The 12,812-nt window shown below is 41.2% G+C and carries 12 protein-coding genes; 9 read left to right on the forward strand and 3 right to left on the reverse strand.

What is annotated here, in order from left to right:
• Nucleotides 1-4: 4 nt before the first annotated feature.
• Complete coding sequence (locus PS1M3_RS06370) at nt 5-217, reverse strand: DUF1414 domain-containing protein (RefSeq protein ID WP_006794656.1); 213 nt, start codon at nt 215-217, stop codon at nt 5-7.
• A gap of 62 nt (nt 218-279) precedes the next feature.
• Here PS1M3_RS06370 and yejK point away from each other — a divergent pair, with 62 nt between their 5' ends.
• Nucleotides 280-1,296, forward strand: a complete 1,017-nt coding sequence (gene yejK, locus PS1M3_RS06375; protein ID WP_006794655.1) for a nucleoid-associated protein YejK — start codon at nt 280-282, stop codon at nt 1,294-1,296.
• A gap of 1,245 nt (nt 1,297-2,541) precedes the next feature.
• Here the strand turns inward: yejK and rne are convergent.
• A complete protein-coding gene (gene rne, locus PS1M3_RS06380) occupies nt 2,542-5,688 on the reverse strand; it encodes a ribonuclease E (protein ID WP_203986826.1) in 3,147 nt (1,048 codons plus the stop codon).
• 778 nt (nt 5,689-6,466) lie between these two features.
• On the opposite strand from rne, the gene rluC reads away from it, so the two are divergent.
• Nucleotides 6,467-7,429, forward strand: coding sequence for a 23S rRNA pseudouridine(955/2504/2580) synthase RluC (gene rluC / locus PS1M3_RS06385; RefSeq protein ID WP_058406047.1), 963 nt, complete (start codon nt 6,467-6,469; stop codon nt 7,427-7,429).
• A gap of 3 nt (nt 7,430-7,432) precedes the next feature.
• Nucleotides 7,433-8,083 carry an HAD-IA family hydrolase gene (locus PS1M3_RS06390; RefSeq protein WP_203986828.1) on the forward strand — a complete coding sequence of 217 codons (651 nt, stop codon included), beginning with the start codon at nt 7,433-7,435 and terminating at the stop codon, nt 8,081-8,083.
• A gap of 15 nt (nt 8,084-8,098) precedes the next feature.
• On the opposite strand, the gene PS1M3_RS06395 is transcribed toward PS1M3_RS06390, so the two are convergent.
• The gene (locus tag PS1M3_RS06395) at nt 8,099-8,695 is read right to left on the reverse strand and encodes a nucleoside triphosphate pyrophosphatase (RefSeq protein ID WP_039037883.1); all 597 of its coding nucleotides are present in this window, start codon (nt 8,693-8,695) and stop codon (nt 8,099-8,101) included.
• Nucleotides 8,696-8,826: 131 nt separating this feature from the next.
• On the opposite strand from PS1M3_RS06395, the gene yceD reads away from it, so the two are divergent.
• From yceD to acpP, 6 genes are all read left to right on the forward strand, one after another.
• On the forward strand, nt 8,827-9,351 hold the full coding sequence (gene yceD, locus PS1M3_RS06400) for a 23S rRNA accumulation protein YceD (protein WP_008126337.1): 525 nt from the start codon (nt 8,827-8,829) through the stop codon (nt 9,349-9,351).
• A gap of 10 nt (nt 9,352-9,361) precedes the next feature.
• Nucleotides 9,362-9,532 carry a 50S ribosomal protein L32 gene (gene rpmF / locus PS1M3_RS06405; protein WP_004587686.1) on the forward strand — a complete coding sequence of 57 codons (171 nt, stop codon included), beginning with the start codon at nt 9,362-9,364 and terminating at the stop codon, nt 9,530-9,532.
• A gap of 12 nt (nt 9,533-9,544) precedes the next feature.
• On the forward strand, nt 9,545-10,585 hold the full coding sequence (gene plsX, locus PS1M3_RS06410; protein WP_203986831.1) for a phosphate acyltransferase PlsX: 1,041 nt from the start codon (nt 9,545-9,547) through the stop codon (nt 10,583-10,585).
• Between the two features lie 53 nt (nt 10,586-10,638).
• Nucleotides 10,639-11,565 (forward strand): ACP S-malonyltransferase, encoded by a 927-nt coding sequence (gene fabD / locus PS1M3_RS06415; RefSeq protein ID WP_203986833.1) that lies wholly within the window; start codon nt 10,639-10,641, stop codon nt 11,563-11,565.
• Nucleotides 11,566-11,575: 10 nt separating this feature from the next.
• Nucleotides 11,576-12,322 carry a 3-oxoacyl-ACP reductase FabG gene (gene fabG / locus PS1M3_RS06420; RefSeq protein WP_006792305.1) on the forward strand — a complete coding sequence of 249 codons (747 nt, stop codon included), beginning with the start codon at nt 11,576-11,578 and terminating at the stop codon, nt 12,320-12,322.
• Nucleotides 12,323-12,571: 249 nt separating this feature from the next.
• The gene (gene acpP / locus PS1M3_RS06425) at nt 12,572-12,808 is read left to right on the forward strand and encodes an acyl carrier protein (RefSeq protein ID WP_006792304.1); all 237 of its coding nucleotides are present in this window, start codon (nt 12,572-12,574) and stop codon (nt 12,806-12,808) included.
• Nucleotides 12,809-12,812 lie beyond the last annotated feature (4 nt).

A 12,812-nucleotide genomic window follows, 5' to 3' on the forward strand; every position in this document is an offset into this window, starting at 1 on the left:
GCGTTTATTTAACCGACTGTGAAAGTGCTTTTGCAAAGTTCTCAGTTACAGCTTGTCTTTTCCCTGTTGGTACATGCTCTTTTAGGATATGCGTGATAGAATTTCCTAAACACATAAGACTTAAATCAACCGGTGCTTTGTGTTGAGTTAGCACATCAATAAGCTGGTCGACGATTTGTTCTACTTCTTCATTAGAGTATTTTGATAAGATTGGCATCAGTTGGTTCAATAAAATAGTTATATTCCCGTATTTTAACACTTGAGGCGTGAAAAACAAAGATGACAACAGACGTTAAAAAATTAGTCGTTCATTATGTAGACAAAAAAGATGACGATACGCAAATTCACCTTCGCAACGACGAAATGATCATTAATGATAAAGTCGCTGTTTTTATCGAACAATTACACCATGCATTCACGGGTAAGCCAGGTAAAGGTTACTGTGCCTTCAGTGGTGAGAAAAACAGTATTGTTGCGTCATCTATGCAAAGTTACCGCAATAACGAGCTGGGCTTTTGGCATTTAACTGAGCAAGCATCTACCGTATTAAAAGAAGAGCTAGATAAATACGCATTTAACGAAACAGGCTATTTGGTATTTTGTCATTATCAGTACGTGGCTACGGACTACATGTTAATTGCTATGATTAATATCAAAGAGCATTACTCAATGACCTCTGAGCTTGATTTAGCAGCATCGCGTCATCTTGATATTTCTCGTATGCAATTAGCAGCACGTATAGATTTAACGGCTTGGGATACACAACCTGAGGATAATCGTTATATTTCGTTTATTAAAGGCAGAGCAGGGCGAAAAGTTGCTGATTTTTTCTTAGACTTTTTAGGCTGTGAAGAAGGTGTTGATCCTAAACAACAAAGCCAAGTTATGCTAAATGCAGTAGAAGATTACCTATCTGAGCAGCAGTTTGATAAATCAGAAAAAGACGATTTACGTAAGCAGGTTTTTGATTACTGTAACGATTGTGTAACGACCGGTGAAGAAGCAAGCGTAACCGAACTATCAGCGGCTATTTCAAAAGGCGATGACAGTCCGTTTGACAGCTTTTGCAAGGACCAAAGTTACGATTTAGAAGAAACGTTCCCAGTCGATAAAAAAACCGTGACCAGTATGGTTAAATTTTCAGGCTTAGGCGGCGGTGTGAGTGTAAGCTTTGAGCGCAAGCATTTAGGTGAGCGTGTAACCTACAACGAAGCAACAGATACGTTAGTGATTAAAGGTATTCCACCAAACCTTAAAGATCAACTGCAACGCTTTATGGAAAGTGAAGGCGAATAAGCCAAGCACTCCCACAATAAAGAGATTTAAAGCGTGATATTTATATCGCGCTTTTTTATTGCCTGTTACGCCAATAGTTAATTTAAAGCTAGCTGCTAATTTCGTATCTACAAATAGATTAAAGATCTTAATTGTTAAAGAGTAGTGAATGAGGGGCAAATGAGCAGACAAGTAAAATTCAGCCTTTTTTCATTTTTCTTAAGTGCAGTTTCTTATAAATATAATATTACCACCGAGAACACTGAGCCGCTGCGCGCTTCACAGAGAAGACAATAACCCTTAAATCACTACTCCTTGGCTTCTCCTTCACTTCTCGGTGGTGACAATATCACTTTTTTAAACAATTTTGCGTGAGCAAGCTTCACGCCTACAGGGTAAAGTGTAAGTTGATTTTTTAGACGTTGAACTTGATCACGTTAGAAGCGAAGCTTCTTATTACTTATAAATAAAATACGACCACCGAGAGCACCGAGGCGCTTCGCGCTTCACAGAGAAGACAATAGTAATTTGGTAGTTACTTCTCCTTGATGACATAATCACTTAGCAATGCAGGGTGTTTATTTTACTTGTAGGCGCCTTGCTAGCTGGCGCTTTAATTATTAAAAGCGTAGCTTCTTGTTACTTATAAATAAAATACGACCACGGAGAACACAGAGGCGCTGCGCGCTTCACAGAGAAGACAATAACCCTTAAATCACTACTCCTTGGCTTCTCCTTCACTTCTCGGTGGTGACAATATCACTTTTTTTAAACAATTTTGCGTGAGCAAGCTTCACGCCTACAGGGTAAAGTGTAAGTTGATTTTTTAGACGTTGAACTTGATCACGTTAGAAGCGCAGCTTCAAATTTTAAAGATCTTAATTGCACAAAGAGAAGTGAATGAGGAGAAAATGAGCAGACAAAAAAATTTAAGCCGCATTTTCACTTCTCTAAAAGCGCAGCGTCTCTTAATCTCTTTGTGCATATTTGTTTTTAAGGATATAAATCTAGCATTTAAAGCCAGCAAGCAGCCGCCTAGGGGGAAAGTTTGATATTTATTTGTAGACTAAGAGCTTTCTCAAGTTATAAGCGAAGTTTCTTATTTTTTATAAATAAAATAGGACCACCGAGAGCACCGAGGCGCTTCGCGCTTCACAGAGAAGACGTTAGTAATTTGATAGTCACTTCTTTTTAGCTTCTCCTTCACTTAAAACAAAAAAGCCCCGCTATTTAAAATAGCGGGGCTTTTAAATTAAGCGTTATTTACTAATCAGCGCTTAACGTTTTTGTCATTGCAGAACTTGCACGACCAGCAGGTTTAATTGAACCCGGGCGTAAACCACTATCAGGGATAAGTTCACGTTTATCGTGAGCCATAGCCACTGGTACATGTTTTACTTCACTATCTGCTGCTGGAGCAGGTTGTGCCATTGGCGCACTTGCGTGTCCTTTAGTGATCACTGTTTTAGAATTTAAAGTTGCCTCAGCCGCTTTTTCAACTACTGGTGCTTCTTTAGCTTCTACAGGCGTCTCTGTAGTCTCAACCGGTACCACTTCAGCTTCTAAAGCTGGCTCTTCAGTTTTAACTTTCACTGGTTCTTCAGCTTGCACTGGTTCTTCAGCTTGCACTGGTTCTTCAGTTTGCACTGGTTCTTCAGTTTGCACTGGCTCTTCAGCTTGCACTGGTTCTTCAGCTTGCACTGGTTCTTCAGCTTGCACTGGTTCTTCAGCTTTAACTGGTTCTTCAGCTTTCACTGGTTCTTCAGCTTTAACTGGCTCTTCAGTTTTAACTGGCTCTTCAGTTTTAACTGGCTCTTCAGTTTTAACTGGCTCTTCAGTTTTTACTTGCTCTTGAGCCACTTCAACTTTAGCTAAATCTTCAACAGCAACGGCTTGTTCAACCTGTTCAGAAGCGTCAACAGCCGTTTCTTCCGATTTTGCCTTAAGTTCTGCTTCGTACTCTGCAGCAGCTTGGTCAGCAACTGGCACAAAAGCAGGCGCTTCATCAGATTTACTTTCAGCATTTTCGCCTTCTGGGCGACGACGACGCTGACCCGATGCACGAAGATGGCGAGGAGAACGACGTGAACGTGTACGTGTTTGTTCTTCTTCAGTTTCTACAGTTTTATCTTTCGACTCAACAGTCTCAACTTTTTCTTCTTTTACCGGTGTAGGCTTTTCAGCGGCTACTGGCTTTTCTTGAACTTCAGGCTTTGCTTGAACCTGCGGCTTTTCTTCTACTGTAGCTGTTTCAACAGGAGTTTGTTCAGTTGCTTGTAGTTGCTCAGTGTTTTCGTCCTGAATACGTACTTTCTTACGAACGTTACGACGTTGACGACGAACCTTAGGCTTTTGCTCTTTAGGTGCTTCCGCTACATTGGTATCATCATTTGCTTTTGCAGGCGCATCTGCCGCTTTAGTTTGATCTTTATCAGCTTTGTGCTCAGGGCGCTTACGAGAGTTAGAATTACGACGACGCTTGTTGCGGTTTTCGTTCTTCTCTTGGTTCTCGTTTGCTACCGGTGAATTAGTTTTTGTTTCTACTTCATCAGTATTGCGGTCTGTGCGCTGTTTAGAGCGTGGGTTATTGCGACGACGTTGATTGTTATTACGACGACGATTATCGTTTCCACGACGTTTATTATTACGTGCTTCTTCTTGCTGCTTTTCAGCGGCTTCTTTTTTCTGCTCAGGTGTTTCGCTAGCAAAAATAGATTTAAACCAGTTCGCAAGTGCAGTAAATAAACCCGCTTCTTCTTTAGCGGCTACCGCTGCAGGCTTAGCTGCTGGAGCCGGCGCTGCTTGTGGAGCGGGGCTTGAAGGCATAACAACACCTTTTAGCATAGGCTCTTCACGAACAGGTGCTGCAGGCGATTTTGACATTTCAAACGCTTCTGGTTCAGGCGCAACAACTTGCTCGTAACTTACCGTTTCAAGTGTTTCGTCTTTGCGTAAGCGCATTACTTCGTAGTGTGGTGTTTCCATGTGTTGATTAGGAATAATCACTACATCACATTTGTGATGCTTTTCAATACGGTGAACACTACGGCGTTGTTCGTTTAACAAGTAGGCGGCAACAGCAACAGGTACTTGTGCATTTACTTGAGAAGTGTTGTCTTTAATTGCTTCTTCTTCAATCAAACGAAGGATAGACAGAGCAATCGACTCGTTAGAACGAACTGTACCTTGGCCACTACAACGAGGACACACACCTTGGCTTGCTTCACCTAACGAAGGGCGTAGGCGCTGACGCGACATTTCAAGTAAACCAAAGCGAGAAATTTTACCAATTTGTACACGAGCACGATCTGGGCGCGCAGCGTCTTTTAAGCGGTTTTCTACTTCACGCTGGTGACGTGGCGGTGTCATATCGATGAAATCTATAACAATCAAACCACCTAAGTCGCGTAAACGTAATTGGCGTGCAATTTCGTCAGCTGCTTCAAGGTTAGTATTAAGTGCTGTTTCTTCAATATCGCCGCCTTTTGTAGCTTTAGACGAGTTGATATCGATAGACGTAAGTGCTTCAGTAGGGTCAATAACAATTGAACCGCCTGATGGTAAACGCACTTCACGTTGGAACGCAGACTCAATTTGGCTTTCAATTTGGTAATGCGTAAATAACGGTGTGTCGCCTTGGTAAAGCTTAACTCGGCTCATAAAGTCAGGACGAAAACGCTCAATGTGCGCTTTAGCTTCTTCAAAAACACGTGGCTTATCAATTAAAATTTCGCCAATATCACGACGTAAATAATCACGAATCGCACGGAAAATTACGTTGCTTTCTTGGTGAATTAAAAACGGCGCTTTAGCACTGTCGGCAGCTTGTCTAATAGCTTCCCAGTGAACTAATAACGCTTTTAAATCGTAATTTAATTCTTCAAATGATTTACCAACACCCGCAGTACGCACAATTAAGCCCATACCTTTAGGTAATTCTAAACGGCTGAGTGCTTCTTTAAGTTCGGTACGCTCATCACCTTCAATACGGCGAGAAATACCGCCAGCACGAGGGTTGTTAGGCATAAGTACCAAGTAACTACCAGCAACACTAATAAAAGTTGTTAACGCTGCGCCTTTTTGGCCACGTTCTTCTTTATCAACCTGAATTATTACTTCTTGGCCTTCTTTGATCACGTCACGAATATTCGGACGACCATTAAAGGTGTAACCAGCAGGGAAGTAAGTGCGGGCAATTTCTTTTAAAGGAAGGAAACCATGGCGATCAGCACCGTAATCAACAAATGCTGCTTCTAAAGATGGTTCAATGCGTGTGATTTTGCCTTTATAAATATTGGCTTTTTTCTGTTCGTGACCTGGGCTTTCTATATCTAAATCATATAGGCGCTGGCCATCAACCAGTGCTACGCGCATTTCTTCTTGCTGCGTTGCATTGATTAGCATACGTTTCATATTGTTACTCTATTAAATTATGTCGCTGACATGACGATGTTTTCTCGCCTGTTCAGTTGTTCCTATTTTTAGAATGTGCAGCCTCACGACTGGGTCTTTAACGGAACGGCTCTGTATTTTCGTAAGCAGTATTTTTTAAATGCTGGCAAACAATAGCGTACTAAACGCTATTAAATTCTTAATGGTGTTAAAACTGTCGGCTTTTCAGCTACGTCTACAAGTTTTACCCAGAAGTCGGCCTGTCATATCAATCTTATTAAATGTCATTCATATTAGGCGCGTAGGGCTCATTAAGTGGGTGAGCAATACAGTGTGATGTATCGCTAAATCCTGGTTTAAGAGCAAAATTCGCTGCCGATGTTAATGAATACTTATTTATTAGATTTTTTTAGTTCTAAATAAGCTGCTTTACGGTACTACAATAATTGAGCAGTTGCTGAACGGCGTTTTTTACGCCGTCACTATCAGACAAATTATCTGTTCATTGCTTTTTCAATCGCATTAAAAACCACTTCATGTTCAAACTTAACCTGCAATATATTACGCGCATTGCTGCTAGTTGACCGCACGTGTTTACTAGGTATGTATAAAAGCTTTGGAAAACTTAACTCGGATCTGTATGATCGGCTACCCAGAATGTGCATCACGAATGTTTTAATGTGTTAAGTTAAAAAGCACCGTTGTTATTTGCAAATACTAAATATTTGCGCTGCTGATTATCCCACTATTATAACAGTGTTAGCAACTAAATTATTTTACTTAAATCAGTGATTAGGCAATGTCAGAAAAAACCGGCTTACAAGTATCTTTTGTCACAATCAACGAAGACCATTTAGGTCAGCGAATTGATAACTTTCTTATTACCCATTTAAAAGGGGTGCCTAAAAGCGCAATCTACAAAATTCTTCGTAAAGGCGAGGTGCGTGTAAATAAAAAACGTATTAAGCCAGTATATAAATTACAGTTAGACGACGTTATTCGTATCCCACCTATAAAAGTGGCAGAGCGCGAAGAGTTTGTGCCTTCAAAACTAGATAAAGTAACGCGCCTTGAAGACGATATTTTATTTGAAGACAAATACCTCATTGTTATAAATAAACCATCAGGCATGGCTGTTCATGGCGGCAGTGGTTTAAGTTATGGCTTAATAGAAGCGCTGCGCGTACTTCGCCCTGAAGAGCGCAACCTTGAGCTAGTACACAGGCTTGACCGCGATACATCGGGGTGTCTACTAATTTCAAAACGCCGCTCAGTTTTAACATCGTTACACGAACAACTTCGTGAAAAAACCATGGAAAAAAACTATTGGGCGTTAGTTGACGGCCAGTGGGATGGTAAAACTAAAAACGTAACCGAAGGCCTGCGCAAAAACACGCTTAAATCGGGCGAGCGCGTTGTACGTGTAGATAATGTTGAAGGCAAGCCGTCGCATACTCGTTTTAAAGTACTAGAGCGTTTTAACGAATGTTCACTTGTACAAGCGTCGCCAGTAACAGGGCGAACACACCAAATTCGTGTTCACACCCAGTGCAAAGGGCACCCAATTGCATGCGACGATAAATACGGTGACCAAGCGTTTGACGCAGGAATGCGCAAAGTAGGTTTAAATCGCTTATTTTTACACGCGCACGATTTAAGTTTTTATCACCCTAAAAACGAAACCACTATGCGCGTAGAAGCACCCCTTGATAAAGCCCTTAGCAATTGCTTATTAAAGTTACGCGCAGCTAAAGAGTCTTAATGCATGGCCAATAATCAATACAAATTAGTTATTTTTGATTGGGACGGCACCATCATGGACTCAATTGGCAAAATAGTTAACTGTATTAAATGCAGTGCACAATCTTTAAATATTGCACCGCCAAGCGACACCGCAATAAAAAATATTATTGGGCTGTCGCTTGAAAAGGCAATGGAGGTGCTATTCCCCAGTCACCCAACAAAGCAAACCGCACTAATTAATGCATACAAGGCACATTATAAAGTTGACCCAACACCTACACCTGTATTTGATGATGTAGCAAACGTCCTCAATGCCCTTAAACAAAATGGGGTAGTACTTGCTATTGCAACAGGTAAAGGAAGAGACGGTTTAGAACGCTTATTAGATCAAAGCCAGCTGAGGCATTTTTTTAGTGCAACCCGCACAAGTGACGACGCACAGTCTAAACCCTCACCTGATATGCTTTATCAATTATTAGCGGAGCTTGGCGTAAGTGCCAATGAAGCTGTAATGATAGGTGATACACAAATTGATATGGCAATGGGTAGGGCAGCAAACATGGACCGAATAGGCGTTACTATGGGTGTACACAATGCACTGCAATTAAGTGAGTATAACCCAATTGCAACAGTCGATAGCTACCAACAGTTGCAACAGGTTTTAATAGGCTAACACTTAAAGCAAGCGTTATTTGGTTTGTAGGCTCAACACATCAACATTAAACTCAGCTAATAATTGGCTGAGTTTAATGAGTGGCAATCCAATTAAACTATTGGGATCGTCACCGCTTAGTTTTTCAAATAAACAAATGCCGAGTCCTTCACTTTTAAAGCTACCAGCACAATTATAAGGCTGTTCTGCATCGCAGTAAGCGCTAATTTGTGCTGTAGTGAGTGTTTTAAAAGTCACATTAAATGGTTCAACAAGGCTTCTACTTTGCCCACTTTGAATATCAAAAACACATAATCCGGTTAAAAAAGTAACTGTTTGGCCACTAAACAGGCTCAATTGCTTTACGGCGTTTTCTTTAGTGTGCGGCTTACCTAAAATTTGGTCATTAAACACAGCCACTTGATCAGAGCCAATAACTAAACCTTCGTTAAAATGTTTAGTAGCTTCAGTAGCTTTAAGTTCACTTAAACGCTTAACTAACTCATTGGGTGTTTCGTTTTCAAGTGCTGATTCGTCAACATCGGGTGAAAAGGCTTTAAACGGTAAATTAAATTTTTGTAATAAAGACTGCCTAAAAGGCGAGCTTGAGGCTAAAATAAGCGAGTGCTTCATGAATGGTTTTCCTAAGATAAATCAGATTGAGTTAGGATAAATCAGATCCGTAAGTAAAACACGTGAAAAACCTAGTAAAAATGGTTTTTTACTTTGACTAACAAACTAACTATCTATATGATGCAGCCCCTATGCAAAAGGTAAAAATTCCCTTCACTCTTCATCCTGGGAAAGCAGCGCAACACCGTTTATCATACGATGGTATTGTACCGCTTGAAAAACTGACTCGTTTACGAGGTGTTGTACAGGAAGAAGTAGGTGAAATAGCGGTAAAAATTCAGTGCAAAAACGATGAGCAAGGTTTAGTTGTGATTAGCGGCAATTTGTCCACACACGTTACTGTAACTTGTCAACGTTGTAATGATGATTTAGGGTTGGATTTGGATCAAGACTTTATGTATTCGCCAATTGGTTTGGATGCTGAGTCGGATGATCTTCCAGAAGACTACGATGAAGTAGCGCTTGATGAAAACGGTGAAATTAACGTGTTTGAGTTAATCGAAGACGAATTAATTTTAGCGGTGCCATTAGTGCCTACACACAACGAAGCTTCGTGCAATTACTCGTCAAAGCCTGCCAGCTTTGGTGTATTAAAAGCGGAAGATGATAAACCAAATCCATTTGATATTTTGAAACAACTTAAGAAAGATTCTTAGGAGAAGACTAATGGCTGTACAAAAAAGCAAAAAGTCTCGTGCAAGACGCGGCATGCGCCGTTCACACGATGCGATCAACGGTCCAACTTTAACAGTTGACCAAACTTCAGGTGAGACTCATCGTCGTCACCATGTAACTGCTGACGGTTACTACAAAGGCGTTCAAGTAATTTCTAACTAAGAGATTGCTTTGATGCTGAATAATCTAACCATAGCGTTAGATATGATGGGGGGCGATTACGGCCCCCGTTCATCTATTCCTGCTGCTGTTAGTGCAGTAAACGCTCACGCCAACCTTACACTTATACTGTGTGGTAACGAGCAAGTTATATCTAAAGAACTCGAATCCCTCGATTCTTTATCTCACCCAAGACTCATAATTCGTCATTGCAGTGAAATAGTCACTAATGCCTGCGAACCTGCTGTTGCTGTTCGTTCAAAAAAAGATTCCTCAATGCGCATTGCCCTTGATTTAGTTAAATCAGGCGAGGCTCAAGCATGCGTAAGTTCAGGTAATACTGGCGCGTTATTTTTTATGGCGCATTACGTATTAAAAATGTTGCCTGGTGTAAAACGTCCCGCACTTATTTCATCTGTACCAACAGAGCGTAAAAACCCAGTGTATTTACTCGACTTAGGCGCAAACGTACACTGCGATAGCGAAATACTCTATCAATTTGGCCTAATGGGCTCAGTGGTTGCAGGCCAAGCGCTTGGTTGTGATAACCCACGCGTAAGTTTGTTAAACATTGGTGCCGAAGACATAAAAGGCCACGACGACATAAAACACGCTGCGCAATTAATGCAGCAAAGCCCACATATAAATTATATTGGTTACAGTGAAGGTAGCGATATTTTTACAGGTAAGGCCGACGTTATCGTATGCGAAGGGTTTGTTGGCAACGTTGCCCTTAAAACCTGTGAAGGCATAGCCAAACTTATCATGAATAAGTTCTCAAAAGCCCTCGAAAAACACCTTATATATAAATGTATGGCGTTTATCCTTAGCCCAATCATAAAAAAACTCTATAAAAGGGTGAACCCCGACCAGTATAACGGTGCTTCTCTGGTAGGATTGCGCGGTATTGTCGTTAAAAGCCATGGAAACGCCTCAGCTAAGGCATTTCAAGCAGCAATCGATGAAGCGGTAAAAGAAGTTGAACGCCAACTTCCCACTAAAATAGCCGCTATTTTCGAAAAAACACATTCTAAAGACACGGTGGCCAATCAGTAAATTGATGTGCCGTGTATTTCATTATTTATTTGTTTAATTAAAAAGAGCAAAGTATGGCACAAAAAATTGCACTTCTATTCCCAGGTCAAGGTTCGCAAAGCGTAGGTATGTTACAAGCGCTTTTAGAAACCTCCGACATTGTAAAATCAACGTTTGCAGAAGCATCAACCGCATTGGGATACGACTTAGCAGCGTTAGTTCTTAACGGTCCAGAAGAAAAACTAAACGAAACCCACCGAACTCAACCTGCATTATTAACCGCAAGCGTTGCGATTTATCGCGACTGGTTAGCTAAAAACCCAGACGCCGATGTTGTCATGGCCGGGCACAGCTTAGGTGAATATTCAGCACTGGTATGCAGTAACGTAATTAGTTTAAGCGAAGCTGTAAAATTAGTAGAAAACCGTGGCTTGTACATGCAAGAAGCCGTACCTGCAGGTGTGGGATCGATGGCGGCTATTATTGGTTTAGGCGACGACGAAATTAAAGCGGCGTGTGCAGCATCAGCGCAAGGCGAAGTTGTATCGCCAGTTAACTACAACTCACCAGGTCAAGTTGTAATAGCCGGGCATAAAGCGGCAGTAGATAGAGCATCAGTAGCCTGTAAAGAAGTGGGCGCAAAACGCGCATTACCGTTATCGGTTAGTGTGCCTTCGCACTGCGAACTGATGAAGCCGGCAGCAGAAAAACTGGCGAATGATTTAGCCGCTTTAACATTTAATACACCTAAGTGTGATGTAATCAATAATGTAGATGTAAAAGCAGAAAGTTCAGCTGACGCGATTAAAGATGCACTTGTGCGTCAATTATACAGTCCAGTACGCTGGACAGAAACCGTGCAAGCATTAGTAGCGCAAGGTGTAACGCAAAGCTACGAATTTGGTCCGGGTAAAGTATTAACAGGCCTGGCAAAACGAATTGATAAAGCAATGGTATGTGGCTCAGTAAACGACGCCGCTTCAATTGACACAGCTAAATAAGAGTAAAAAAATGTCTAACTTATTTTCTTTAGAGGGCAAAGTTGTCCTAATTACAGGCGCAAGCCGTGGTATTGGTAAAGCAATTGCAACTATGCTGGTTGCACAAGGCGCAAAAGTCGCTGGTACAGCAACAAGCGAGTCGGGTGCGGCTAACATTAGTGACTATTTAGGTGATAACGGTAAAGGTTATGCATTAAACGTCACCGATCCTGCTTCAATTGAGGCTACTTTGGCTGCAATAAAAGCCGACTTAGGCGATATTGACGTACTAGTAAATAACGCAGGTATCACGCGCGACAATTTACTGATGCGAATGAAAGAAGCCGAGTGGGACGATATTATCGACACCAACCTAAGCTCTATTTTCCGTTTGTCTAAGGCAGTATTACGCCCAATGATGAAGAAAAAGAACGGCCGTATTATTAATATTGGTTCGGTAGTAGGCACTATGGGTAATGCAGGGCAAGCTAACTACGCTGCGGCTAAAGCGGGTGTTATTGGTTTTTCTAAATCACTAGCACGTGAAGTTGCCTCACGCGGGATTACAGTGAACGTAATTGCACCGGGTTTTATCCAAACAGATATGACCAACGAGCTAACCGATGACCAAAAAGCAGCCACTTTAGCCAATGTGCCAGCGGGTCGTTTAGGTCAACCTGACGAAATTGCAGCTGCAGTGTGTTATTTAGCATCTGACGCTGCTGCGTATGTATCAGGCGAAACTTTGCATGTAAATGGCGCGATGTATATGGTTTAATAACCATATAGCCATTACAAGAGTAAAATTAAGTTGGCATAATTCACTAAAAAACATTGAATTATTTGTGAACTTGCTTTAAACAAACTTGAAATTGCTATTAAAATAAGCGATAACAGGGAAAACACACACTCAGAGGTTTGACCAGACAATTATTTACGGTCAAATCATTGAATCAGAGAATTATGCGGCGTAAACTACCCCGCAATCTGAAAATAACGCATTGGCGTTTTAATAAAGGAAAGAAGAATGAGCGATATCCAAGAACGCGTAAAAAAAATTATCATTGAACAACTAGGTGTTAAAGAAGAAGAAGTTAAAAACGAATCTTCTTTCGTAGATGACCTAGGTGCAGATTCTCTTGATACTGTAGAACTAGTAATGGCTCTTGAAGAAGAGTTTGACACTGAGATCCCAGACGAAGAAGCTGAAAAGATCACTACAGTTCAAAGCGCAATCGATTACGTAACAGCTCACGCTGAGTAATCAA

It is taken from the genome of Pseudoalteromonas sp. PS1M3, assembly GCF_016865405.1.
Classification (GTDB): Bacteria; Pseudomonadota; Gammaproteobacteria; order Enterobacterales; family Alteromonadaceae; genus Pseudoalteromonas; species Pseudoalteromonas marina.